The following is a 25,802-nucleotide window of genomic DNA, read 5'->3' on the forward strand; positions in this document are numbered from 1 at the left end:
GTGAACCACGAGCGGTTGCAACGTCTGATACGGCTGATGGGCCTTGGGCAACGGCTGATTGGCCTGGAGGAGGTTTGTCTGAAGCCTGAGCTGAAGGCAGGGAGAACCAGTCACAAGGCATGGCCGTTTATGCTCCGTAAAGGCTGGCCGGGCGTTTTAAGAGGCGTGGCTCCGGCGCACGATGATGGAAAATCCCCTGCCCCCGAAAGAGGGGCGATACGCCATCGGAGAGCGATCAGCCGGATCATCCCTTGGATGGTTGCCCGCCAGCAGAACCATCCTCCGTTTCACCCGGCCACGAGGCGATACCGGACGTTGGACCGACGCACGAGGGCAACCCGATGTCGTCATCATTGCAAGCCGGGAAAAGTGTGGCAAAGATTCGCCCGTTTGTTGTTTAAATAACGGGGTCCGCTTCAGGAAACGACAATACAACCAAGGTTAATAATTACGAGGGGAGTCCAATGTCAATGAAACATCAAGCGGGGATGAGGAGCATGATTGCACTGTTCGCAATCATTTGTTTGGCCGGCCCGGCAGGCGCATCATCGCTGGAATGGGAGGAAGACGCTGAGTTCCGCGCTGCAGTCAAGGCAATTTCCAAGGTAATCAAGGCCAAAAGCATGGTCCTGAAGATATCAGAGCCGACTCTCAAGTTTCCGAAGGTGGACACTGAAGACTCACTATTGCCTGGCGGCTCCGAACTCGGGATAGAACTTGCCTTGCGACGCCTGTTAGAATCGGAAAAGATTGCGCTTGCGGAGGCGGCGCCACTGGGTTTAAGAGTGACTTATAAAATCAGCACGGAGCCGAAGCAGGATGAGCCTGAGAAGTTTCTTCCTGTGCTTTTGTTGGAGTTCTCCGTGCTCGAACCCAGTCGTGAGGGGACTAATCGCTACCGATACAAAATTCACCGTACCGGACTAATCCTGGCCGCCGGAGAGAAGACCGCCCAGCTAATCACACCTTCGAAACCTCAGAGCGCCGAGAATCATGAGGCAAAGGTTCAGGAAGTCCTGGCAGGCCCGTCTGACGCGGCTGTCGCGGGAAGTCAGGTTTTGGCCAAGGCCGACGATCCCTTCTCATTGGAAGTGCTGGTGGACCGCAAGCCGGCGGAGCCAAAGTTGTCGCAAGGCAAAAACGCCTACATTGAACTGCAGAAGGGGCAGAATTTCACTATTGTGCTCCGCAACCGCTCTCCCAAAAACGAGGCTGTCGCTTCTGTCCTAATCGACGGGATCGACATCTGCCAATTCAGCAAAGAGCGTGAAACGACCGGAGTGAACAAGGGCAAGCTGGCATTTCGGCCGCTGTGGGTGGTTCCCGCCAAGGGTCAGACGGAGATTCGCGGCTGGCACATCACACATGAGCAATTTGATCAGTTCCTCGTCACCGAGAAAAAGGACAGTGCCCGAGCCTTGCTAGGATACAATGGCATGCATGACCATTGTATCACAGCGACATTTTGTCGCTGTTGGAAAAAAGGCGAAGAACCGCCCGCTGATGAACCCAGCGGCGGCATGGGACAGGAAGACATCGGAATCGGTCGTGGAGCTCGTGTTGCCGGCCATACGGAAGTGGTCGAGCGAGTGGTTGGCCGGGAGCACAGTGTTATTACGCTTCGCTATCGGTCGGCGGAAAAATAGGCTTCCGGCTCCTGCGTTGTCACTATTCCTTCTTGAGAATGCATGCAATGAATTTCCGATTCGGCAATCTATTTGCCACCATATTTGGAGTGCTAACGTTTGCTCCCGTCGTGTTGTCAGAGCCAACCCTCGTCCTCGAATCGGGCGGCCACACGGCGCCGGTCTGGCGCATGCTTTTTCACCCAACTCAGCCGTGGCTGATCTCGGCGTCCGAAGATCAAACCATTCGGGTCTGGGATTATCAGAAGCAACGATGCGTGCGCGTTATTCGGCCGCCTCGCGGATTTGGCGGGGCTGGAAAACTGCTGGCGGCGGACGTTTCGCCCGACGGGCGGTTGCTTGCGGTGGCGGGGAACGGCTATTTCGTGAGCGAGGCCAATAAGTTTGTGGTGCCCGTTTACCTCATCGATCTAATCAACGGCAAGTTGGATGGCGAACCGATTTTGCTGGAAGACATTGTGCTGGGTCTCAGTTTTCACAAAAAGATGCCGATCCTTGCCGTGGCTAGCTGCAACGACAAAGGAATCATGATCTGGAACGTGAGCGACAAGAAGCCGCGTCTCATAGGCCATCTTGCGGCGCCTCGAATGGAGTCCGGCGCGCTTGCCCAAGCATCCTGTGTCGAGTTCTGCCCCGAGCCTGGCAATGAACATTTGCTCGCCGGGGCTTTCCTGACGGGACAAGTCGCGCGTTGGGAAGTGAATTTACGCGACCTAAAATTGAGTAAAAGAGCAGATCTGGCCACGCACAATGGCGGAGACACCTGCGTCCATTGGTGCCGAAACGGAAATTTGGTCTCGTGCGGCGGCGATGGCGTGGTGCGACTCCACACCACCGATGGCGCGCCCCGTGTCAAGGAAATTCACCATTCCGATCCGCTTCTGGCAGTTCAATCCGTAAGCGAGCGTGAATTTCTAATCACTCATGGGATCGGTGGTAGAAAAAAATTTCCCCACCCACAGTTACTGCGTTTCGGGCCGCGTGGCCCGGAGGCGCCAATCGATTTGATCGTGCCCAAGGGCTCAAAGAAATTTCCCGGACCGAGCGTAACCAACGAGTGGTTTCAAACAGTGGCGGTGTCCCGGAGTGGAGTGTTTGCGGCAACATCGGGAAATGACAATCATGAGATCATCGTCTGGAAACTTTTGCCAGATCAACCGCCGGATGCGTGCTGCCGTTTCGGTGGCGAAATCGAAGGGCCGTGGGCGGTCGGATGGGCCAAGGACGGGACGGGATTTGCGTTCCACACCGAACCGGCCAGACGTGGCGAGCCGAGTTATATGCAGGCATTCGACTTCCGAACGTTCGCTTTGAATTTAGACAGGCCCAACCCCGAAAATTACCAGAACGACCAAGTCGGGATTCAGGGAATTCGGGCCGCGAAAGAGGAAGGTTGGGATACGGTCACGGTGACGCTCGGCGCGGAAAAATCCCTGGAGGTTCGAGTGCCGAAGGGGACACGTGTGATGTCGGCCGCGATTTCCTCTCAAGTTCCGAAGCGACTAGCCCTGGGAACTTCGGCGGAAATCTTCGTCTACGACGCCGATAACGCACAATTACTCGTCCAACTCACCGGGCATGTTCTGGACGTCCGTTGCCTTTCGTTCTCGCCCAAGAACAGCAACTTATTGCTCTCGGCAGGCGCGGACCAGCGCATATACCTGTGGAATCTTGAAAGCCGAACGGAGGAATTTGGCGGCATCGGCGTGGTCGTGCGAGGCGTCGCTCAGGGTTGGCGGATCGAGCGCATCCTCCCGGACGGCGCCGCCGCGAAGGACGGGCAACTGCAGCCTGGCGATATTCTTGAGCAGTGCGACGACATAAACGGGCGTTGGGTAAAGCTGGCGGGCCTGCCGATTAACAAAACAGGTTCACCGCTACGCGGGCCAGCGGACACACGTGTCAAATTGTGGTGTTACCAAGCCGGCACGGGAAAACGTCAAATGATTGCGTTGACTCGAAAAATGGTTGCCGGGGAAAAGCCCCAGATCGAACCCCATATGGGATTGTTCTTCGCGGGTTCGGAGTGGGTGGCTTGGACAAGCAACGGCTACTACAACAGTTCGGCCAGCGGCGACCGGCTGATGGGCTGGCAGGCGGACAGGGTCCTCTATGAACTTGGGACGTTTCTGCCGGCAGAAGCGTTTCGCCAGTCATTGCATCAACCGGAAGTGCTAAAGAAGCTGGTCACCACCCGGTCAGTACAAGACGCGCTCAAGCAGGTGGGCCCGTCCATCGAGGTCTTGCAGGTGGGTAAAATCGTCCCCCCCCGAGTAAGCATCATATCTCCTGCCCAAGGCGAGCAGAAGAACGGTCTGGTGACGGTCAAGGCCAAGATTGAGGATGTTCGCGACAACAAAATCCAAAAAGTGCAGTTGCTTGTCAATCATCAGGTGGTTGTTGATGCCCGGAAGAATCCGCCCGCCCCATTGGCGCCATCGGAGCTGGTGGAAGAAAGCAACGGCACAATGCTGGCGGTCTGGAAGGACGTGCCGATTCAACCAGGACCGCAAGTGCTCCAGGCGCAGGTGCAGACCCAAAACGCAACTGAGTTGTCCGGCCGCATCCCGATTCAATGGGGAAAAGCCGCGAGGGGAGACCTGCATTTGATCGCTTTTGGAACTTCGACCGTCCCAAAAGGAAACTTCGGCTGGATACCGGCCCCCAGAGGTTGCGAGGGTATCCACGAGTTGTTTTCCAGTCAAGTCGGCCCCGGCAAATTGTATGCGAGATTGTTGACCCACGATTGCCCGTTGCTCGACAAACAGGCAACTCGCGTCAACCTGCTGACTGTGTTGCGGGCGGTCCAGCAAGAAGCCAAACCCGAAGATACTGTGGTTGTTTTCCTGTCAGCCCACGCGGTCGCGGAGGCAGGCCGGTATTTTCTCATTCCGTATGACGCCGACCCTGCAAACTTGGGAGTGACTGCCATTCCGATGACCGACGTAAAGGAATATTTGGCCAGCACGAAGGGAACGCGTCTGTTGCTTCTCGATTGCTGCTTCGCTGGCAGCGTGAATGCCATCAAGATCGAAACAGAAATCAAAGACTCGCGAAATAACTCCGGACTAATCATCGGATGCAGCTGTCAGGGGCACCAGAAAGCGCACGACAACTGCCCGACCAGCCCCCCGCGTCTCAGTCTGTTCACATACGCTGTCATGCAAACCCTGAGCGGGCGATCACTGGAACAAAAGGCTGGTTCGGTCAGCCTTGCCGATATCGAATACCACGTCCGCAAGCAAGTCGTGCGGCATAGCCAGGAATTTAACGCTCGTCAGGTTCCGTTCTTCGATTACGCGCGTGACCTTGACGCAACAGATATCGTGTTGGCCAAGTACGCACGCTGACGCCGAGGGCTAAATGCACCGCAGCAATCTTCGCCATCTGAACGTCGGCAGTCACAGCCCGAGCGCCCTTGGGCACCACGCCAACTACGAGTGGTCAAGCCTGCGTCCGCTTTTGCCCGAGGCATATATTTCGGAGTTGCAGGGATTGCGTGACGAGAAGGAAATGGTGGGCGCTTTGATCGACAACGAATTGGCATGGCGTGCCAGCATGGCCAGGCCGATTGAGCCATGCGACATTTGGCGCCGGCTGGACGACCTCAATCTCAGTTACGCGGAGTGTCCTCGGAAGGCGGATACCGCACTGGTTCTCGAGCGTTATCGCCAAGTGCGCCTTCTTGGCGAGGGTGGTTGTGGCAGCGTCTGGTTAATGCAAGATGAGAATACCGGGCTTGACGTCGCCTTGAAACGGCTTCATGCGTCGGCCGTTGCCGCCGGAGAAGACGATGAAGCGACCACGGTTTTGGACACGCTTGCTCGCGAATGGCAGGCATTGAGGCAACTCGCGGGGCTCCGCGTCGCGCAATTGCTCGATTATGCCTGGGTGCCCATGAATGAGGCCTCACTGCGGGTTCCCATATTGGTGCAGGCCTTCGTCCCCGGACCAACGCTCGCTGATTTTATTGCCGTTGAAGGACGATTATACGCTGCGACTGACTGCCTTCGGGTTATCATCGAGGTTGCCGAGATACTACGGTTGGTTCACAACCGGCACCGCATCCACCGTGACATCAAACCAAGCAACATTGGTTTTGACAGTCATGGCCTGCCAATCCTGATCGATTTCGGGATCTCCAGTGGTCTGGCGCAGGACTCGAAAGTATCGACGACAACCTCCCTGGGCGCCACGCCGGCGTACGCACCGCCCGAGTGGATCAAGGGGAATGGAAGTCGAAATGTCAGCGGGGAGGTATATTGCCTCGCATCGACTTTGTACCACCTGCTTACCCGCCGTCTGCCGTACCCAAATGCGCCGACTCTCGTCGATCAATACCTGATGAAAATTAATGGCCCGCCAGACCGCCCCTCTTCAGTGAGAGACGGCCTGCCGATAGAACTCGATCAGATCCTGATGCGAGCTCTTTCACCATCGCCAGATGATCGATACCAAAGCATAGTGGAATTCGCCGACGAATTGCAGGCGGTTAAGGCGAAGATCGATAGTCAATTCGAATTCTCTGTCCCAAACGAAATAGAGTTGATTGCGCCCCTGGTGGCTGGCGAAATCACTAACACCATTAAGGATGACGTGACAGGGCCGAAACAGTCACGGTTGAATCGACACAAGGTTCTGTTTTTGGGTGTCCTCGCGGTTGCGTTGGCGCTATTGGGAGGTTTCTGCCTGTCACTGAACCCTGCGCGCCCGCCGATCGGGCCTGACGAGGTCACGGTGGCCATCAGCAATTACGCGGCAACCCAAGAGCCGGCTCGGGCGGCTTCCTTGCGGTTTCTTCGTCTGGACCACCGTCACAATGACCCTGAAGTTCGCTCCGAGGACTTGACGGAGTTGCGGCAGGCTATTCGCGAATTACTAGCGCACTTGGCGGGGCAACCCATCGAAGTGATCGAACTTCCACATTCTCAGTCCACCGTGCTTGTCTTGGATTTGCGTCAACTCGGCTGGCAGCCGGGCCACTGGGACCTGCTCATGGATCATTACCCCTATGGTGTTTACCAAGGAAACCTCCCCGCTGACGCGCCGTTAAACGTTGCTGCCCGACAACTGCACCAGCTATCGGGAGCCAAGATCCCCTTTGTTCGCGCGGACTGGTTTTTGGCTGCCGTGACGTCCCCGCCTCTGGAATCGTTGTTTGCGAAGCTTTCTCGCCTTCATTCCGCAGCGAATTGGCCGCCGATCACTCTGCGGGCTCGTGAGAGTTATTTTGCTCAAACGCTCACCTTAAATCAGATGGCCCGGGAGGTCGGTGTCGATTCTTGGCGTTTGCGAAAAGCCATCGAGGCCGGTGACGTTGGAGAAAAAAGCATATTCCAGCCTGCCCTGGACGGCGGAGCGCTCTCCCGACGTGTGTGGGAAGGAACGAAAGAGGACCTCATGCCGCCGTTTTTTACTGCCATTGAAGTCTGCGGGACGGGTGAGGCGATTCGTCCGCCCCCATAGCAAACTAATGTTCTGAAAGCCACGCCGCACTTTCCGTGACTTTGTTGAAAAATGGAGTGTTGGATTTGGGGTGGCCGGGAGCCGGGCCTGCCGCCACGATGGTGTGATCGAGCCCCCATCGGCCAGGAGGCCCGGCCATGTCCATCCTGTTTCTTCCCGTCTTCCTCGGCAACCAAATCCGCCGGCTTGCCGAACTGCCTGACCGCCGCACCCGGCCTCGCCACCGGCACGTCATTTTTGGATTGCTGATGGCCGGAGAAATGCCGCACCGCCTCCGCCTGGTTCCGGGCCGCCGGCATCGGCGACGATTTCCATCAGGCGCATGAGTTGTCGGATGATGCTGAAACACAACGATTTCACGCGGGTGATCGACAAGTGTCTCGGCGATCTTGACACTCGCAACAACCAGCGGATGAAAACCATGCCCAACTTGGAGTTCCAGATGTTCGACAAAGACATGCCTGCGCTTGGCCGCGCAGGGTATAAGCAAGTATTTTTCAGGGACCCGACGCAATTCTACTAATTCGCCATTCATCATGATTCGCCTTGAGGCTGAAGAACTGAGTTGGACCAAACAAGACTAGGCGAAACTTGCCGCCGGCCTCATTCGGAAGGGTTTCGTCAGTTCGCTCGATCCTGGCCACTCCGCCCTCAACGGCCAGGAAGTCAAGGAGCGGCTCCGCCGTGGCCACTATTTGCACACGGCGCAGCCATTCAATCGCCGCGAACGCCTCGAAGACTGCCGAAACATTGGCAAACGCCCGGGCAGGTCCCGTATCTGATCTGCCGAGCCGAAGGGCCACAGGATTGGAGCCGTCTTCTCCGGCTAATTCCACGGTCGGCGCTTCCTCCACCAAGCCGGTGACGTTAACCGACAGGGGCTTGGCAAATGCGATTTGCATGTTTCGTCGCTGGCCAGGCAGAATCGTGTCCGCCAGAACGACCACGATGCTCGGCCATCGAGATAGATTTTCCCGATTCAACCACTCATCAATCCGTTCCAAGGAGGCAATCGTAGTCTTATCCAGATTGTCTCGCTCTGCGACTGGAGGAAGAAGGCTTGCGAGCGTGGCCTTCGTCAGTCGAGAATGCTCACGAGCCCGGCCAAGACCACTTGCCTGTTTTGGCACATCCGATGTGGGCGGCCGTTGCCCGGGAACCTCCGGCCGGAAGGCGACCAATAGTCCGGCGGCGCCAAAAGCAATCATTCCGCCAAGCCCGATCCAGAGACGTTTTGTCATCAATGTTTTCCTTTTGCAAGTTGACGCATGGCTGAGCCGGCGATGCCCCGTGTCACAAGGGCCGCATAGATGAGCAAACCAATCACCAATGGCAGCAAGTTCGTCGCGAGGGTGTCAGCGCGATATTTCTGAAAATCCATCGATTCAAGCACCATTTGTGGCGATTCGAACGACTCGGATTCTTCTCGCATGGCCCAGCCCGACGAATTGCGGCGAATGGCGCTCAAGATCGCCGTCCAGACAACCGCTGCCCGCGCCGGTTCGCGTAGCGGCAGCAGTGCGTCCTGCGCTGCCGGATCCAGCGAAAAGTGAGTGCATTCTCCCCAAGATGTTTTGTGGTGAGTGACCAACGGCGCGCCAACGGTGCCGCTGCGCGTCATGGCTCCCTCCTCAAGATCCCGGACCAGGGCACGGCGACCGGCGCTGGCGAGCGCATCACGCGGGCGAAACTGAGGCGTGGCCCCTTGTCCCGCCAAGGGAAGCCTGTCCCACGAGAATTGCCCCGGCGTATCGCCGCTGGTTGTCCGAGTCGCGCGGACGGGCGAAGACAACTCTTTTCCAGCAACGGCATGAGGCAAGGGCTGTGTCCCGCGATTTGCCCCATAGATCCAGAGGGATTCGGGCGCCGACACTCCGTCAACGACGACATCGCCTTGCGAAGTCGAGAATTTCAGGTCGTCGAGCGGATGGCCCCAGTCACGCATGCGCTGGCGCCAGTCGTTGAATGCCAGGTCTCGCATAAGTGTCCGCCAAGTGTCCAGCCACAGATCCGCATCGGAGACATGCAAGCGCACCAGGACAGGCGTGCCGGTTCGGTGATTGGGGATTAGCCGCGAGACGAGTGGCTCAATCTGAAACAAGGCTGTGGGGCGTTCGTCGGCTCCCACTTCGGCGAATACCACCTCTCGTATTACCAGTCCAGGCGCCGCGCTGGCAGGCAAAGTCATCATCTGGATCTCGCTAGACTTGGTCCCCCCCAAGTGCAATCGAAGGCGAATCTCGGTGTCCTTTGTCGTTATGGGGACCGACAGCACGCAGCGAATGACCCATCCCCTCTCAGGCTGGTGCCTGGCGTCGATGATCTGCTCTAGTTGCGCCCCGCTCCGGCAGGGTTGCCGCGAAATGGCGACCTCCGGGGTGCGAAATCGCGAGGAACCTGACTGTAAATAAAGCTCTATCGAGTCCCACGCAGATCCTGTTTCAGTGGCGCGATCAGCAACCAGGACGACGTGGGATCGAACGTTGGCACGCTGCGCCTGTGCCTTGAGAACGGCGAATTCCACCGTCTCCACCAGCCAGCGAGGCAGACGGACTTCAGCTCGATGCCGCACGTCAAGCGGAGCGACACGGCTGAATTCCGCCTCCGCCAGCACGGTCCGTAACGTTTCCCGCAGGTATTGACGTAACGACGGATCTTCCGGCCGCCACGATTGAGCGCCCGGCAATTCAAGCAGACGGTCGCATACGGCATCGACGATTGGTCCGGCATCAACTCCAGGTTCCGGATGAGTCCTGACCAACTCGGCCCATTTTTCATCCCAGTCGTTTGGATGATCCAAGTTTATAGGCCGCGCCCGGCTCGACAGAAAGACCGTCACCGGTGCGGCAACCGGAAAAAAAAGCAAGCCGGCCCCGAGCATGAGGACTCCGGGGGAAAATCGAACGCACCAGACAAGCAGGGCGCCTGTGATGTCTAAATGGCCAAGACGCGCCCTCTCCGCGCGGGAGACTTCCCCGGCAAAGCGAACCGGCCACATTGCCAGCACACTGAAGACAAGAAGAAGTCCCAGGCCGCCCGCCGCCAAGGCTGCTTGATGCGAGTCCAGCAACGGGGCCCACAGCCAATCGCCCATAAAAACCTCATGTTAGCAAGTCATGCTGAATCATTTGGTCGAAAACGTCGTCTATGCGCAAGTCCGTGGTGATGGTTGCGAACCGCCCTCCTGCCGCCTCCACAATCGCCCGCAACCGCGTCGCATGTGCCTCTTGCTCCGCGGTGACGTCCTCCGCCAGCCACTCGGCCCGGTCGAGCAGTCGATTCGTCATCGCACTGACGCCTATTCCGACTAATTCACCGTCATGCGCGCCTCTCACATGCAGCAATCGCAAGGAAACGTCCTCGCGAGCGCATTCACCCAGAATCTTGGGCAAGTTCTTCTCGTGGTCGGAGAGCATGTCGGAAATAAGGAATAGCACACGCCCGCTGCCGACATCCTCCGGCAAGCGCAAGGGCGCCACTGAAAGCCGGGCGCCATTGCGCAGGCACTCGCTCACAAATTGAGCCAAATGTTCTGAATCGTCGCCGGCGCCTCGGGGACCCCATGCTTGGTCCGGCTGCTGAAGTGACTCAATGCGGACGACGCCTCCTGTTCCCCAAACGGCGCCAGCGATCAGACGGACCAGCAGGACCAAGTAGTCGGCTTTGGACGGCGTGTCGTCCGGAATGAACAGCCCCGGTGTGCAGTCCAGCAGGATCATCGCTTCCATTGCTCGTCCAACGAACCGCTGGCGGACGATCGGCCGACGGAGAGGCAGCAGTTTTCCGCCGGTTACGATCGCCAGTAACGTAGCCGGGCGAGCCGTCGACAAGGAATCGCCCGCCTCGTAAGGTTTTTGCCCTGCCGGATCTCCGGCACGCCGGGCTGAGCGAGGCGAACCGGGGTTCAGCCCCCACTCAACTAACACACCTTGCACATCGAAAGAGGCCGCCGGTTGCTTGCTCGCGTCAGCCGGCTTTCCTCGACGCCGTCGTCGAAGTATTGCCCACGGACGAAACAGCGGACTGAGCATGAGGATTGTCAAGGCGGTCAGCAAGAAGCTCGACAGCCACGCTGCGGAACGCTTGCAAACGAGCGAGCTGGCCGCGGTCTCGTGCGTCAATACTGCCCCGCCAGTCAATCCCGTGAGTCGGCCAAACGTCTCGCGGACCGCGCGGCTGCCGGGCGCCAGTGGCTGCAAGTCGAGGTAGATGGCAGGCTTGGCGTCAGGATTTTCTTTCCGTCCGCCCAGGTCGATGGCGAACCAGCCGTGCAGTGGAACCTTCCCTGAATATTGCACTTGGAAAGTCACGCTCTGTGTGTGCGGGTCAATCGCGTGAATGCGTCCTTGTGCCACCGCCTGAGCCGCCGGTATGTCGTCATTAAGTCGATGAAGTGTTGGCTCGGCCCAGCCAGTCTGTTTGGAGAGGTTAACCCAGCAGTCGAGCCAAAGCATCGTGCTATCCTGTAACACACGTGCTCCGCGGACAACTGGATGGCCCTCAGACGATACTCTCTCTGGCGTGGTTAGCTCGGTCAGGTCGAGCAGCCGTTGTACTCCCCAGCCATCGGCCGGAGGGAACGATTGTTTGGAATTTGCATCCCAGCCGGCCGCGCCGGCATCCCGCTCCCATAGGTCGCGCGCAAAGGGGGAATAGCCGAGAATTACCACCGAGCCCTCCCGCAAGGTATGCGCCTGAACCGCAGGCGCCCGTCGCCCTGGATGCTCTTTGGCGAACCGCACGTCCTCGATGCTGGCATGAGGAGAGTCTAGTTCGGACACTGAGTCGTCTGACTTAAGCAGCAAATGCCGGTCCGGCGCCGGGCGGGACACAAGCCCTCGTTCGTCGATGATTCGCCCCGCCCGGTTCCGGACCAGTGTTCCTGGTTGCTCCTTGACCCACTGCGTCAGTTGGTCGCCGACCTGTTTGACCGAAGCAGGCGTTAATTCCAGAATGATCTCTCGAAGAAAAGGAGCGAGCTCGGGATCCCGGCGAATTGGGTCCAGGTACGAGTCCGCCACCCTCGATTGAGGCATTTGGCCGGTTAGCGCCTTGTTGTAGTCGGCATCGAGCTTAAGACGCACCGCATAAACCGTCACACCGAGGCGGGCCAGCCGAGCCACACAATCTCGGCGGGAAGGCGCTGACGGCCAGATCAAATCCGGAGCGCCGGCGACTCGGTATGCGTTGGCAGCCCCCTCGGGGATTGCGGTTGGCTGGGGCAGGTCGTCCAGAAACAAGATGACCGAAGCGCCAGGGTGCAAATGAGGGCCACGAAGTGGCGGCAAATGGATGCCTTTCAGGGCAGTCTCGTCTTCGAGCGGCGCCAATCGAGCCGGCACAAAGCCGGCAATTGTTTCCCAATCCGGATGGAAAGCCGGTCCCTCATTCGTTCCTTGATGAAGGTACGGCGCAAGGGGCGGATATACGGCCGTCGCAACCTCGACGCCATCACGTTCGAAGCGGCCCTGGCGAGGCTGAAAGTTCCCCTCGAACGCGAGGCAAGGGGCGACTTCGTTTTCATGTTCGACACGCACGACCGTTTCCGTCACTCCGAGACCGCTACAGACGGCCTGTATTACGTCTCGCTGAGCCCGCAACCCGGTCACGTCATCCGATGCCAGGTCTCGGGCGAGCAGATCTCGCGAGGGAAACTTAAGCAATCGCAAGTTCTCTGGAAAAAAATAAACCCTTCGATCACGATGGATTTCCCAGCGATCCTCCGTTCCAGGCGCGGGTCGGGCGGACCAAGGGAGCCAAGTCGGCCAAGGCTTGGCCCGCACTGGCGGCCCCACGATTAGAAGGGTCTCGCCGTCTCGTACTCGTTGTTCCAGTGACAATTCGCTGTCCATCCGAACCAACTGAGCGTGTGTCGGTTCGACCAGGATGGTCGCGCGGCAGTTTTTCGCAGCGGCACGGATGACACTCGCGTTGGCTTCGAAGTCGAAAGCCATGACATTCTCGACACTTAACTCGGATCGGCCTCGCTGCCCCACCAAGTTAAAGTTGCGGAGAAACTTATCCAACAATTTCGCCGGGTCGGCAGGAGGACGTTTCCAAGTCGGCTGCGCAAGTTCGCCGAGGCCGCCTTTTGGATGGAGCAAGAGAATTCCTCGCGGATCAACGAGGAAATATCGGGTGGCGTCATAGGTGAGGGGCGATGTCCCGGGCCGCTTGTCGTCGACGGTTAACCGGACCAAAACGCGATGAAGTCCGGAACGAAGCGCTGCCTCGTTGGTTGCCCCCCCCTGAGGCTGAGCGTCGGCCAGCACGATCGTATGGAGCAAAGAACGCTCCGGTCCCGGATCGGAAAAGGAGGCAGTCAGCCTGTGATGGGGATCGTCGGGTGTGTCCGGGCCGCCGTCGAGCCACAGGTCGAGCTTATAATGGGTCAGGGCCGAGCGAAGGCGTTCGGCGCCGCGTAGGTAAAGGCGAATTTGCTGGCTGCCCAGGCTCACCACTCGGACTGGAGGAACTACTTCACGTGAAAGTTCAATTTCCAATGAGCCGGGCAGGTCGTCGCTCTGTGCCGGAAGCAAGTAAACCTGCGTAAGAGGCGCGTTCAGCCGGGTAATTGCTTCGGCCAGGTCAAGTCCCTGTGACCTAAGGCTGCCCCATGTGGGGCCGCGGTCGTGCAAAACCACCAAGCTATGTTGATATGCCTCGGCTCCAGGCCGAGAGAACGCGACGCGAGCAGCTCGTTCGGCAACCAGCAGATTTGCAAGCCAGTCCGGGCCGTTCAGAGAAACGGGCACGGCTTGCTCATCAACCCGACGCCTGTACGCCTCGTTTGGCTCATCCACAGCCGGCGGGGCGTCGGCTCCGCTGATCCAACTCGTCTCATGCGGCGCATTCAATTGGTCGCGAGAAACTCGGATCCAACATAGCTGGTCGCCCGAGCCGAAATGAGACGAAATCGCCTTTAGGTCCTCAGTGCTCGCGTCGTCAGAAAACACGACGACGACCGCTCGCGGCACCCCCACAGGGCTGCCCACCCAAGCCCAAATGAGCAACCCGGAGGCCGCCAGAAGACCCAAGCCGGTGAACACCCGGCGCCGACGCAGAGGCCACATTCCTCGGACAAGCACGTACATGCCTGACAGCGCAAGCACGCCAGTCAACAATGCCGAAATCACGGGCGCCAGCCCGGAAGTAATCATAGCGCCCTCCGGCTTAGCTCACGCACCACCAGTTTGAGAAAGCGGAAATAGGCGACCACTTCCGGTTCGCGGACGGCGGAAACCGCTCGCAAGAGTTCGTGAGGAAGAAACTTTTTCAGGGCGCCTAAAAGTTGTGTTCGCGAACCGGCATGGACCACATCCTGCTCAAGCTGATCGACTGCTTCCAATGCCGGGCTGCGCTCGTACGGGAAGGCCCACAACGTCTCAAGCATTCGACAAACTGCCAGGCGATCTCGTCGACGAGTCAGGTTGGCGCTGACGCAGACCTGTTCAAACCGCTCCATGCCAAGATGCCGGATTAAGTATGAGCTTTCGAGATCGCTCCCCAAAGACGGGCGCACTGCTCCAAGCGCTGCCGCGGGACCTTCCAGCAGACCGCTCAAAGCAGTTCCAAGAAAACCGCCTCGTTCGGCCAGGCGACGCGCCAGCGCGTGATGACGTGAATCATTGAATCCGGCCTTGAGGGCTGGCGCCCGGCCGGCTAATTCGACCTCAGCCGCCTCGACAAGCCCCACGTCAATCAAGATGGGCAGCAAGTCCCGGGCCGTGTGGTCGCTACCCGGCTTGAGCCGCTCCATGAAACGATGCATGACCTGGTCCCATCTCGCAATTTCGATGTCATCGACGATGCCTGCCTCTCGAAATAGGCGAGACAGATCGTTGCCTTTGGCAAGCATGCCCTTCGAGAATTTTGAGAAATGACCGCGCAGGGCCGCATCGTCATCCACCTGACGGTCCACCAAGCGGTCCAGCCAGGGGCGCGTCAGCACCTGACCTGCAATGAGCGAAACCGCGCGTTCCTTGGCATCAGTCTTGTCTGGAGAGCTTGCCGGCGAGAAATTGTCGTAAATCTTGTGCGCCAACGAGATCACTGCTGTCCGAGTCAAATGCTCAACATTGATCACCGCCTGCCGTTGTTGGTTGCGTTCGGCATCGCCCAGCGCCAGTCCGATCGCCGCGGTCAACCAGTCAGCGCCGGCCCGGCCATCGGGGCCAAACTGGCACAATCCGCTCAGTTCCCTCATCGCTCCGCCCAGAGTCCGGTCTCGCTGCGAGATATGGGCGAGTAAATTCCTCGTTTCCGGTGTCAGGTACTCGTTGCCCATGCGGGTTGGACTTATCTCACCCCAAAGGCACAGGGTGGTCAACCCGACCTTGCGCAGCAGTTTCGCCGGGACCAACGGGAAATCCGGGCGAGGCTTGTCAGAATGAATGGCATCCCAAGCCGACTTCTCGCTGTTGTAGGCTGATTGGAGGTCGTTTACTTTTTTCGTTAGAATTTGATCAGTGAGCGTGTCCAAGTCGGGCGTGCAGAGGCGATACGTCCTGCCAATGCGCGCGGCCAGCGGCGGGCTGAGTCGGCGTGCGCTGCCGTCGTAGCCGGGCGGGTTCATCGTCATGCACACGACAACGGGCAGGCTATACTCCAGGCCTGCCAGGACCGCCTTGCGCTCTTCCAGAACGCTCAACAACCCGTCGAGGACCCCGTCAGAGAAGCGGTTGATTTCGTCGAGAAAAAGAACAAAGCGATTCCAGTTGTTCTTAAGCACAACGCGTTGTCCGTCGCCGCAGACCGGATCGCCGGTGGTGTCATCTCGCTTGGCGAAGGCGAACAGGGGCGCGGGTCGCCTGTACGGGAGAACCTGCGTTTGATCGCGGTTTTTTTTGAGGCGGAAAGCGATTTCGTCTTCAAGCAGATAATCTCGCGGGATTTCGCGGTTGCCCTGCAATGCAACCATCGCGCCGTCCGGCAGGATGCCTCGCCGCATCGCGGCTTGAATTGCGGCACGGATGCAATAGCTCTTGCCGCAACCACGAGGCCCGGACAAAACAACAGACTGGTTCAGTTCGATGGCCTCGACAATATGGTTGATCAGCTCCGGCCCGGTGGTGTAAACCTGCGGTGAGCTCGCGCCCGAAAGCTCGCCCCGCGGGAACGGGCCTGGAAATGTGAGCCAGCGCCACAGACGCTGACAAGTCGAAGCCAGTCCGCTCATGGAACCTTTTCTCCAGCGCGAGCTGGCGCGGGTTTCGCGGTGGAACGGCCCGGGTTGCTTAGAATGAAATGATAACCCGGCAAACCGATTAGAGCCGCTAAAACAAGAACCAAACATAACCACCGCAGCCAGCACGGCAGGAACATCCCGCCGACGAAGTTGCGGCCCATGCGATCGCCGAGTGTCTTCCCGACCAGGCTTCCCAGCGCCAACGCGCCGGCCAAGACTAGCGCCAGCCAAACCCAACCAAGATCAAATGCAAAGATAACGCCGTCCGCCAAGAACAACGTCGGGATGAGCGTAAAGAGGATGCCGTCGGCCCGCCTCTCAATCCAGCTGAATTCCAGCAACGGCTCATAATGCGGGCTGGAAGTTTCATGTTGAGTCACTACTATCGCTCCTGCCACGCCGGTGGTATGGGCTCACGCTCACTCTTTGCGGATCGGAATCTCCGTGAGACCTTGCGGTCCCTCCCAAAGCTCGGAAATTCGATCAAAGAATTCGGTCTGGAACATCCTCTCCACCTCGCGTTTCTCTTTCTCGGATGGATAATATGGTTTCCCGTCGACGGTGGGGAACATGCGGCGTAACTCCTCGAGACTGCGCTTTTCCTTAAGCCCTTTACGAATGTCCTCGCACATGCCGCCTGACGATCTGTTAAGTGTGTCCCAAACACCGTTGTCGAGATCGTTACGGATCCTCGCGCCGTTAGGCAAACCTTTAATCAGGGCGTCGAGCTGCTCGACCATCTTTGGAGGTATCTTGCCGCTCCGCCCGGCTTCCCCCAATCGTCTGCGTGTTTCGGCGCTGATCGGCCGGCCTTCAACGACATCATGCACTGCCTCCATGTAAACAGCGCGAGTTTCAACATCGCTGCCGAACAGGCCAAGTTCGGCTGCAATCATCGTGATAATCGGCGTCAGTTCCGGGTTTGTCACGGCTAGCACCAAGGCCCCGACTCGGAGAATGTTTCGGACGACCTCGTCATCGCTGGCGCTCGTGTCCTCGGCCTTTGGACGCTGATTTGGCGTCAGTGTTATCGGTTGGTTCGCTTCGGCAGTCCTCGCTTCGGCAGTCCTCGCTTCGGCAGCCTTGGCCGCTTCCGCCTGGTAACTTGCCAGTTCTTTGCGAACTGACTCCGCGTGTTGACGTTGCATCTCAATCGCTCTTTCAAGCTCCTTGGCTCTCGCCGCATCCCCCTTTGACGCGGCATCCTGTTGCTGCGATTGGAAATCCTTTAGACGCGACTCGAAGGCAGCGTTCAAACGAGCAATCTCCGATGTGAGCAGCTTGACGTTGGCCTCGGCCGCCGCACGGGCGGCGGCATCCTTGTTGGGGGCGGCCTCCAGTCCCTTTTGCAAAGTCTTTTTAAGTTCGTCACCAGCCGTCTTGATATCGCTGATTTCTCGGCGCAGGGGCTCAAAATCGACGACCACGGGTGTGGGGCGCCGCAGGGAAACCAAAAGGAACAACCCCACCAGGCCCGCCCCGCACAATGCGGTGATCACGGAAAGCCAGCGATTGGTCGGGTTGGGTGTGCCGGCAGTCATGGAATACCTCTCGTTCAGTTAGCGTCGGACGATCACAGTCAGCGTGTACAATGGTGTGGATGAAATATTCTTTAAGGGCAGGGGCTTCGGCTCACCTTCCCACTGCGATTCCGCCGCTTTCGTGAAGACGGGCGGCTGGCGGTCAACGATGCCCGTCAGATTGAGCGGACCTGGCTTGTCAATAACTTGCCATTGAACAGGATTGGATCCTTCCTTCAGGTCCAGCGTTTGCTCCGGTGTGCCTGGAAAGCTCGCCTCAAGAAAGACACCGCTACCGAGAGAACCGTTGACTGCCGAAATTCGGTGCAATTTTTTTGGAATGATTGTTGTTTTTAGCCAGGAGCGTCGTTTCTCTTCCCAAGTCTCGATCCTTTCCCAATGATCGATTGCGAACTTCCCCGGACTTCTGGCCTTGACCTCGATGCGGACGATGTCGTTGATTGCCAGAAGAATAGGCTCCTCATGAAGCTGCTTTTCCTTCCCGGCACGCCGAAATAGCAGAGGACTCTTGGTCTTTTCGCCTGGGAGAAACTGATCTCGGTCAAAATAAACGTCTATTTCGTACCGCAGTTCAGCGGCACTCGCCCCACGATGAAATGACAGGATGAAGATGCAGGCGAGCACACAAAATCGACTTGGCATATAAATTTCCCGTGATCGCGAGCCACAGAACAAAGGACGCTATGTGTCTTGCAGCGAACCCATTTGCAAGACCAAAAACTGGCGAATCTTAGCTACTGTTTGGCCAGATAGTAACTTGCCCAGCTCGATCCGATCAGCTCGCACCGCCGACGGATGGGCCGCGTCGATGAGCGGTCGCAGTTCGTCAGCCGAAAGCGGCTGATTTTTTTTCACCCAGTCCAGCTCGACTTTCAACCGGCCGGTCTGTTCGTCGAGTTCGGGAGTTTTGTCCTCGGCCGGGCCGGTCGGTGTCTCGCCGCCAACGAAGACGGCCTCGGCTCCGGCCAGGAGTTCCTTCTTCCATTCGTGGATCAGGGCCGGATGCACTCCAAAGTGAGAGGCCAACTCGTTGACCGTCCGGTCCTCCTTGATCGCCGCTAGGGCCTTGAACAGCGCCGTGTGAGTTTTTGTTTCACAGCCACCGGGACTTCCTCCGGGTGCCGCCAGTGTGGCTTAACCGGCGGTCCAGTTATTGGGGGCCACCATATCTCGTTCTTGTTAGCGTGGAGGCGGCGGTACGCTTAGCTGACCAAAGAATTCGCCAAGTGCGGCATAGGAACGTCGAATTGCAGGCAAATCTTTCGCAACGCGTCCTTGAGAGGCCCTTTTGGACTCGATTTCCAAGGCTGCCTTGACCCGGTCGAGCACAGCAGGTAACTGACGCGGCGGGAACTCGATGCGACCATTTTGATAAAGTTTCTCGTATGCTGCGGACGGCATAGCTCGCCTGGCTGCTTCGTGGTTCAGCCAATTGTCCAACCCTGCCAGCAAACGCCCTTCACGATCACTAAAGGCGGGCACAATGGGGTCGTCAAAGCCGCCGCCGACGTCGAATTCGTCACGCCGACTGGCCATCAGCAATTCCAAGAATGGCTGGTTTGTGCCAGCCTCCAGCAATGAATCTTTGATGGCCTCGTCGCGCATTTTCCCCCAGGCATTGGCGACCGCACGAATTTGCCGTCGAGCATCGAGCACCCGCTCGGTGGTTGGCTTGCTGCCGTTCAATAGCAATTCGAACAGCGGCCGGTGGGTGGCGCTGACTAACGCGTATGGGTCGAGGCCGCTCTCGCTGCTTTTCAGTAGACGACGGATCGAGTCTAGTTCCAGCAGAACCTGTGGGGTTGCCTGTTCAGGGCTCAGTTTCGCAAGATGGGCAATTTCGTCCTTCGGAAGCGACTCGGCCGATCTGACAATTGCGAATAGGTCCAGACATACAGCTTGCTGGCTGTGTTTTGATTGGATCACCAGCTTTTGCAATTGCCCTTCTGGCGTGTCTGGCGACTGAATCACCTCTGGATTGTGAGTTGATTTCACAGTACGCGTCTTGATTATCCAAAAAGCGCCGACAACAGCGCCGAGGGCAATTAAAATAAAAACAGCAATTAATATGCGTCTCATGGGTGCTACGTTACTCAGCGGGAGGGGGAGGTGGTTTGTGGGATTCTTTATAAGCAGGCAGGGCTGGGTCGTAACGAGGCAGGGTCGAGCCGGCAATATGCGAAAATTTAATTTCAAAATAAGCAGATGGTTTTGGCTGATTCTTATTTACATAAAGTGATTGCGGCTCGTTTGTTTGTATTCGAATAGTTTCGGCAGTGGTAATTTCGTCAATTGTGATTTTTATGTAAATATTTGCCGGCTGGCCTTCTAAGAAGGCAATAGCCCTTTCGGAAATTTGATCTCCCTGTTTCGGAATGGAAAAAGTCAATGGTTCGCCGATTTCCGCTTGATTATTCGGATCGGATGAGCTTCTGAAAGACAGAGTGACATTTTTTCCCTTGATGCGCGCGCCATTTATGATTTTTAAAACCGTAAGCGTGGTCTTCTCTTTTGAACCATGACTCCAAGCCTTCACCTTATCATACATTCGGCGAGGAGTGTCCTTCGCGTCAAGATATTCATTGGCTAATGCGTTTTTATTCCCTTTGTCTGCCGCCTGGCCCGCTTCGAGCATCTTTTCATATTTGAGCAATTTATCATAGCGCTTGCGATCCAATTCGTCTTTCAATTGATCAATCGCGCGGTTTCTCAAAGAATCAATCGCAATCGCATCTTGCATTTGGCTCGCTTTCGGAAGAAGCGGGAGGAAATTGACCGAACGAGTCTCTTCCAAGTGATTGATGGCGTTCTCAATTTCCATGACGCTCGCGCCCGCGTTCTTGGTTACGTTCTGTTGTTTCTTAATGTATTCTTTGAATTTATCGATTACTTTCTTTTTCAGATCATCTGCCTCAGTGTGGTCTGGAGAATCCAGATTCTCTGCCAAGGAAACGGCATCTATGAAATTGAAATTATCTAGTCTGATATCGATTTCGGACTTTTTAATATCAAACGCCCACTCTCTTTTCCTGACTGCAACCTGTCCTCGGAGTTCCTCCCATCGTTTTCTTTGTGTTTTTTGGAAGTCGTCCACCTTCGCATCCTTGGATACGTCGAGCGGCATGAAGCGAAACACTTTGTCCCTGACGAGTTCGGCATCGATTGCATCGAGGTCAGACAGCAATTCTTCCGCATTATCATTATTGTGCGACGAACGATCAAGGCTGTTGGTTTTTTTTGTCAACTCCTTGGTCCGATTTTCAAAGGATGTTTTTCGCTTGTTGACGGCGGAAACCCATGTTTGGATCACGGCCTCAATCGCATGATTTGCTTCTCGCAATTTGCTCTGCTCAGCATAGTCCAGCTTTCGGCTCCGGTCGTCAAGGTCTGTATAACACGATTGCAATTTGTCCAATTCGCCACGGGTCTTTGCAATGTCGGCCGATGCCAAAGCCGTATCTCTTAGATTTTCGGCGGCCTTGACCAGCTCCTGGATTTGCTCCATCGTCTTGCTGACAGGCCGTGGATTCGGTTTGCCGTTCGGGAATTCATCTGTTCCCTTTTTTGAACTTGGCTCCGGATTTGAGGGGGCAGCCTCTTGCTCCGGCTCCGGCTCTGGCCCCGGCTCCGGCCCCGGCCAAAGCAGGTAAGCGCTCACCCCGACAAGCGACAGCAGCAATGCAAACGTCCCTGCCTTTGCCACGAAACCCCGGGAATGGGACGGGCCGGTCCCGTCCTTCTTTGGATCGACAATGGCGACCGGTTCCGGTGGAAAAAGATCGGCGGCGGGCAAAGAGTCAAAATCTTCTTTTTGCCAACGGCTCAGGTCGTCATTTCCGACGACCAACTGCCTGTGCCTGGACCAATCAACTGCCTGAGCCACCGGGACGAGTTTCTCCAGCCAATGCTCCAGACGTCCAAAAATCGCCTGTCGCTGGTCTTCAGATAGCTGCGAAGTATTTACGCCGGCAACCTGCAATGTTTCCCAGCCGATGCGATCCGAGTAGTCCTGGACTGCGCGTCGGCGTATCGCCAGGTAGCTCGGGCCAACAAGCCTTCCCTCGCCGCCCAGGCGATCAACCAGGCTCGCTGCCTGGCTGCTGGCGAGCGGAACCCCGGCCGGCACAAGATAGCGATGTCCTATCTCGCCGGCGTTGGGAGTCTCGGCAATCAATAAGGGTCCTTGCATGGACATCAGTCATCCTTCCAGTCGGGCAACACGGGTGAGACACCGCCGTTGGGCAGGCTTGATTCTTTGATGCGGAATGTTGCTTTGTTATTATAACCTGCGTCAAGACTAATAGTCACGCCTTCTCGCAACTCGCTGGCTTTGCATTTGCGGCTTCCTTTGCCGTTGTCGTCGTTAAATGCCGCCCCCAATTCCTTGATTTCCACATAAATATTCACATCTTCGGACAGTTTCGATGTGACTTTGCAGCCAGCGCTAAGATCGCTCGCCTTGCCCGGGAGAGCCCGGACCCCGATCGCCGAAATTTTCTCCCCTTTGACGGTGGCCGAGATGTTGTTGTCTCTGTTGTAAACATTATCACCCCAAGTAATCTTGGTGAGTTCGACCGTGTATTCGAGCGTGCCTTCCATTTTCTCCGGCCATGCCAGCAGGTTGCTTACTTCCTTCTTCATTTTATCGAGCCGCCATTTGTCTGAATAATCCAAATAAGATTTAAGGTTTGCCGGCGTCGGATTTCGTTTTGCCGCGCCATACAGGGATTTGGCATTCTTTTCGTTGATATCGTCCAGGATTTTTTTGAATTCTGATTTTTGCGTGTCGGACAACAGGTCGGTCACCGTACTATCTTCTTCCAATCGGGCAAGTTCTTTTCGAGCAGTCTCCCAGTTGCCTCCGCCCGTATGCGTGCCAATTTTTTCTTTCAAGTTAGGCAGAAACCTTTTGACATAGTCTTTCACCAGATCCTTCAGTTCGTCTGTCTGCGGGCTCCGTGCTTTCAAGAGTTTTGCCGCCTCACACAACTCACCGTCATTCATATGATCTTTGTATTTTTCTGCGAACGCCAGCCACTCCTTCTTCCTTGCCTTTTCGGCCGACAATTTGTCATCGATGCTTTTGACAAGGGCGACATGTTCCTTTCGTATGTCATCCGTGGCGGCCTCTGGAAACGGAAGTTTCCCGCTATCGGCCAGGATCGATTTCAGTTCGTTCTCATCACTGCTGCCCCCCAGTTTGCGAGCAGTCGCAGCCAAGAATTGAGTGTTGTCATCGTTCTGGCGCTTGATTTCCAGTTTGGCAATTTCGTCCAGTCTTGCAACGATTTTTTTTGATAACATTTCCCGTCGATCTGACAGCTCTTTCGTCTCGGCATCCCTTTGCGGCGGCCAGGCTTCGGCCAGACGGCTCAGGTCGATGTAGTCAGTCTTCTTTTCATTGCTTCTCTCAACGTAACCATTCAGTTTGGATTCAAGCAACACCAGCGCTTGCTCGTTCTCGCGCACGCGACGGCCAGTCTCGGCCAGCTTCACAATTGCCACGCAGCGTTCACGATCCTCTCCATCCGGGAAGTTTTTAATGTACTCTTTGGCTAGTTGCTCCCTTGTGGCCTCATCGATATTTTCCTTCACCTGTGCGAACGCATCGGCGCGGAGCTTCTTTGCCACCAGCCTCTCGCCATCAAAGATAATGGTCCGCAGTTTCTCGGCATATTCGCAATTGGGAAATCGCTCGAGCATGTGGCGGGCGAAAGGAAGCTGGGCAATACGGTCCGGCCCGTTTTTCTCCAGTTCGGCCCACGCGTGACCGACTTGGACTTCTCGCAACTCGTTGAGTTGCTTCCAGGCTTCTTTGCGCGAGTAAGGAAGACCGTACACGAGGTGACGGTGAGCCGGGGCTTTGTAATAGGACTCCAGCCATTCCTCCGCTTTCGCGAGGCGGTCATTGTCGGCCTCCTGCGGGTTCTTGAGCGTCGCTTGCACGGCCTTGTATGAAGCGTCGTCCAACACGGCCTCGCCACCCAACAGCAAAGCCAACAACAGACTGGCGGCCAAAGCACAACGTCCCGCAGCCGCGATGAATGAATGCCATAACTGTCGGCTAACCCGACGTTGTCCCTCGGAGCCAGCCGGGAAGCGAGGCTTCAAGTCTGCCCCAAGTCGGGCAACAGTCCGGGCGGACTTTGAACCACCCAGTTGCCAGAGCTTCCACCATCGCAGGTGTCCGCCGGCATTCTCCAACTTTTCTAATTCAATTTCGTCTCTTCGTCGGCACGCCCACACAAACGGGTCTTCCAGTCCGTACGAAAGCAACGGGCTGACCTGTGCCGGACGATCCTTTTTGTCGCCTGGATCGCGAACGGCTTTTGGCCCGAACGCACTTACGGGAAATGCTTGGTAATTCGCTTTTTCTTCCGGACCCTTCAAGGCATTGGCGAGCCCGCGGTGGGGGGGTTCGGGAGTGCTCGACAGGAACTCCTGAATTTCGCGAGCGCCATCCTCGGGAGTAAAGCACGTCATTTGTGATCGTCGGTCCCATTTGTTAACCATCAGGGCAACCGGCGTGTCGGGCATGGCGCCGCTTCTCTTGCGATTTCGCAGTTCGACAAAGGCGCCTCGCAGACGGTCCATTTCCCGATACAGTTCATTCATCGGCTGAGCCGACTTGGGCGCCTCGGCAAGCACTAAAATCCCATCCATTTCGACGAGATGTTCGCGCAAGCGTTCCGCCAGGTCGTCATCGCTCATATTGGTGTCAATCAATTCACCAGAATAATCGATCAGCTCGACGTAGTAGCTCCGCTGATCCTGGCTGCTGAATTCGAAAACCAGACGGACAGCCCCGGCCTCGGGACGCGTTGGTTCAGGGTTTTCGCCTCGCTCCATGGCGCGGATCGCGCCTTTCAACCAAAATCGCCCGCGGTGGTAGGGCGTCGCCGGGTCGTTTGGTGGCAGATCGTCGTCGTCCGGCGGTTGTTTGACGCCGAGAGGGTTCTCGATCCAGGTGCAGGACAGGCCGTCAGGGTGAGAGATTCGTGACATCGCCAAAGCGACAAGGATGCACGATTTGCCAGAGTCTCGCCGTCCATACAAGGCAAGCCGATACACCTTCCGGTCAGAACCAATTCCAGCTAGAGCGATGGTCATGGGAGTTCCTCTGAAATAATAGTGCGCAGTGCGTATTCGCCTTGGCGATGAATCCATTGACGGTCAAATTCAAAAGACATCCTTGTGGTCAAATAAGGTGTGACAGCAACATGGCGTCACCACATTTTGCTTGCGGTCACTTGCTCGAATTATTCAATGAAGAGGATAGAATTGGTGGAGTCGAGAGTATCCTCTTATGTCTGTTTATTAGTTGTACTGTGGCGGAGCAAAATCACAAATCCAGTTTCTTTGAAAATTTCATGAACCCCCCGACTCTCCTGACGCAGATGGCCGGATCGCCACGATGCGGAAAACACAAAAGGGAATCTGATTGGGTATGACAGCGAGTTTCGCCGATTCAAAACCAACACCACCTTAACCAGCGAAGTCGTATAATGCGAGCAAAAAAATCCTGCGTCTTGCGCGGTTGGCAAATTTGGTCTTGCGCTCCGGCATTTGACTGTTTAATCTTGGGCGCATGAATCCGCGAGGCGTCACCCCCGAAGATTACATAAAGTTTCTACTCGGCTCGCCGAAAATTATCTCGGCCACCAAGGCCGCGAGCGTGCAACCCGAACGGTCCCTGTCCCCCGCCCATGATGCGTGCGTTCACCTGTTTGCTTCACCCTCCCCAAAAAAGATTCAAACCATCTACGTTTCAGTTGGCAGGCAGTGAAGCATAGGACAGGAGGAAGCCGACCGCGCCGAACTCGTGGTGGTCCGTCAGAAGATTGCCAGAGTGGCCCGGAACATGACATTCGCCGAGACGCCCGAGGAACGCGCCGCCACGGCGGTGGTGTTCGGCGAATTGAAGGCGCGGGAAGCGGGGGTCGAGCGGCGCATGGCCGCCCG

The 25,802-nt window shown here is 56.9% G+C and carries 15 protein-coding genes and 1 pseudogene; 5 read left to right on the plus strand and 11 right to left on the minus strand.

Annotated features, from left to right (window positions below; genetic code table 11):
- Positions 1-497 precede the first annotated feature (497 nt).
- The 5 genes and pseudogenes from BGIM_RS0144975 (at position 498) to BGIM_RS0144995 (ending at position 7,635) form a co-directional block, all read left to right on the plus strand.
- Positions 498-1,646, plus strand: a complete 1,149-nt coding sequence (locus BGIM_RS0144975) for a hypothetical protein (protein ID WP_157369935.1) — start codon at positions 498-500, stop codon at positions 1,644-1,646.
- Between the two features lie 47 nt (positions 1,647-1,693).
- Positions 1,694-1,873 (plus strand): annotated as a pseudogene (locus BGIM_RS68565) (WD40 repeat domain-containing protein); the annotation flags it as partial.
- 138 nt (positions 1,874-2,011) lie between these two features.
- Positions 2,012-4,996 (plus strand): caspase family protein, encoded by a 2,985-nt coding sequence (locus BGIM_RS0144980; RefSeq protein ID WP_238537842.1) that lies wholly within the window; start codon positions 2,012-2,014, stop codon positions 4,994-4,996.
- 13 nt (positions 4,997-5,009) lie between these two features.
- A complete protein-coding gene (locus BGIM_RS0144985; RefSeq protein WP_020476126.1) occupies positions 5,010-7,112 on the plus strand; it encodes a serine/threonine protein kinase in 2,103 nt (700 codons plus the stop codon).
- A gap of 334 nt (positions 7,113-7,446) precedes the next feature.
- Positions 7,447-7,635, plus strand: a complete 189-nt coding sequence (locus tag BGIM_RS0144995) for a hypothetical protein (protein ID WP_020476128.1) — start codon at positions 7,447-7,449, stop codon at positions 7,633-7,635.
- On the opposite strand, the gene BGIM_RS0145000 is transcribed toward BGIM_RS0144995, so the two are convergent.
- The 11 genes from BGIM_RS0145000 to BGIM_RS0145050 all read right to left on the minus strand — a co-directional run bounded on the left by BGIM_RS0145000 (position 7,610) and on the right by BGIM_RS0145050 (position 24,950).
- Entirely contained in the window at positions 7,610-8,116 is a 507-nt protein-coding gene (locus BGIM_RS0145000) for a hypothetical protein (protein ID WP_157369937.1), read from the minus strand. The genes BGIM_RS0144995 and BGIM_RS0145000 overlap by 26 nt on opposite strands.
- Before the next feature lie 236 nt (positions 8,117-8,352).
- The gene (locus BGIM_RS0145005) at positions 8,353-10,206 is read right to left on the minus strand and encodes a hypothetical protein (RefSeq protein ID WP_020476130.1); all 1,854 of its coding nucleotides are present in this window, start codon (positions 10,204-10,206) and stop codon (positions 8,353-8,355) included.
- 7 nt (positions 10,207-10,213) lie between these two features.
- Complete coding sequence (locus tag BGIM_RS0145010) at positions 10,214-14,272, minus strand: DUF58 domain-containing protein (RefSeq protein ID WP_020476131.1); 4,059 nt, start codon at positions 14,270-14,272, stop codon at positions 10,214-10,216.
- Positions 14,269-16,290 carry an AAA family ATPase gene (locus BGIM_RS0145015; RefSeq protein WP_020476132.1) on the minus strand — a complete coding sequence of 674 codons (2,022 nt, stop codon included), beginning with the start codon at positions 16,288-16,290 and terminating at the stop codon, positions 14,269-14,271. The genes BGIM_RS0145010 and BGIM_RS0145015 overlap by 4 nt, the downstream gene beginning before the upstream one ends.
- Positions 16,287-16,679: a hypothetical protein gene (locus BGIM_RS64330; RefSeq protein ID WP_020476133.1), complete on the minus strand. Its 393-nt coding sequence runs from the start codon at positions 16,677-16,679 to the stop codon at positions 16,287-16,289. The genes BGIM_RS0145015 and BGIM_RS64330 overlap by 4 nt, the downstream gene beginning before the upstream one ends.
- 39 nt (positions 16,680-16,718) lie before the next feature.
- Positions 16,719-17,840, minus strand: coding sequence for a hypothetical protein (locus tag BGIM_RS0145025; protein ID WP_020476134.1), 1,122 nt, complete (start codon positions 17,838-17,840; stop codon positions 16,719-16,721).
- An 18-nt stretch (positions 17,841-17,858) separates the two neighbouring features.
- Positions 17,859-18,482, minus strand: a complete 624-nt coding sequence (locus BGIM_RS0145030; RefSeq protein ID WP_020476135.1) for a hypothetical protein — start codon at positions 18,480-18,482, stop codon at positions 17,859-17,861.
- 39 nt (positions 18,483-18,521) lie between these two features.
- Positions 18,522-18,866: a hypothetical protein gene (locus BGIM_RS64335; RefSeq protein WP_157369938.1), complete on the minus strand. Its 345-nt coding sequence runs from the start codon at positions 18,864-18,866 to the stop codon at positions 18,522-18,524.
- A 153-nt stretch (positions 18,867-19,019) separates the two neighbouring features.
- Entirely contained in the window at positions 19,020-19,919 is a 900-nt protein-coding gene (locus BGIM_RS0145040; protein WP_020476137.1) for a hypothetical protein, read from the minus strand.
- A 10-nt stretch (positions 19,920-19,929) separates the two neighbouring features.
- Positions 19,930-22,035 carry a hypothetical protein gene (locus BGIM_RS0145045; protein ID WP_020476138.1) on the minus strand — a complete coding sequence of 702 codons (2,106 nt, stop codon included), beginning with the start codon at positions 22,033-22,035 and terminating at the stop codon, positions 19,930-19,932.
- Complete coding sequence (locus BGIM_RS0145050; protein ID WP_157369939.1) at positions 22,035-24,950, minus strand: hypothetical protein; 2,916 nt, start codon at positions 24,948-24,950, stop codon at positions 22,035-22,037. The genes BGIM_RS0145045 and BGIM_RS0145050 overlap by 1 nt, the downstream gene beginning before the upstream one ends.
- Positions 24,951-25,802: the final 852 nt, after the last annotated feature.

The organism is Zavarzinella formosa DSM 19928 (assembly GCF_000255705.1).
In the GTDB taxonomy this organism is placed as follows: domain Bacteria; phylum Planctomycetota; class Planctomycetia; order Gemmatales; family Gemmataceae; genus Zavarzinella; species Zavarzinella formosa.

Bases quoted from the DNA above. Each gene is read 5' to 3' on its own strand.
- BGIM_RS0144975 (WP_157369935.1), top strand. From the start codon at position 498: ATGATTGCACTGTTCGCAATCATTTGTTTGGCCGGCCCGGCAGGCGCA.
- BGIM_RS0144985 (WP_020476126.1), top strand. From the start codon at position 5,010: ATGCACCGCAGCAATCTTCGCCATCTGAACGTCGGCAGTCACAGCCCG.
- BGIM_RS0144995 (WP_020476128.1), top strand. From the start codon at position 7,447: ATGATGCTGAAACACAACGATTTCACGCGGGTGATCGACAAGTGTCTC.
- BGIM_RS0145005 (WP_020476130.1), bottom strand. From the start codon at position 10,206: ATGGGCGATTGGCTGTGGGCCCCGTTGCTGGACTCGCATCAAGCAGCC.
- BGIM_RS0145010 (WP_020476131.1), bottom strand. From the start codon at position 14,272: ATGATTACTTCCGGGCTGGCGCCCGTGATTTCGGCATTGTTGACTGGC.
- BGIM_RS0145015 (WP_020476132.1), bottom strand. From the start codon at position 16,290: ATGAGCGGACTGGCTTCGACTTGTCAGCGTCTGTGGCGCTGGCTCACA.
- BGIM_RS0145025 (WP_020476134.1), bottom strand. From the start codon at position 17,840: ATGACTGCCGGCACACCCAACCCGACCAATCGCTGGCTTTCCGTGATC.
- BGIM_RS0145030 (WP_020476135.1), bottom strand. From the start codon at position 18,482: ATGCCAAGTCGATTTTGTGTGCTCGCCTGCATCTTCATCCTGTCATTT.
- BGIM_RS0145040 (WP_020476137.1), bottom strand. From the start codon at position 19,919: ATGAGACGCATATTAATTGCTGTTTTTATTTTAATTGCCCTCGGCGCT.
- BGIM_RS0145045 (WP_020476138.1), bottom strand. From the start codon at position 22,035: ATGTCCATGCAAGGACCCTTATTGATTGCCGAGACTCCCAACGCCGGC.
- BGIM_RS0145050 (WP_157369939.1), bottom strand. From the start codon at position 24,950: ATGACCATCGCTCTAGCTGGAATTGGTTCTGACCGGAAGGTGTATCGG.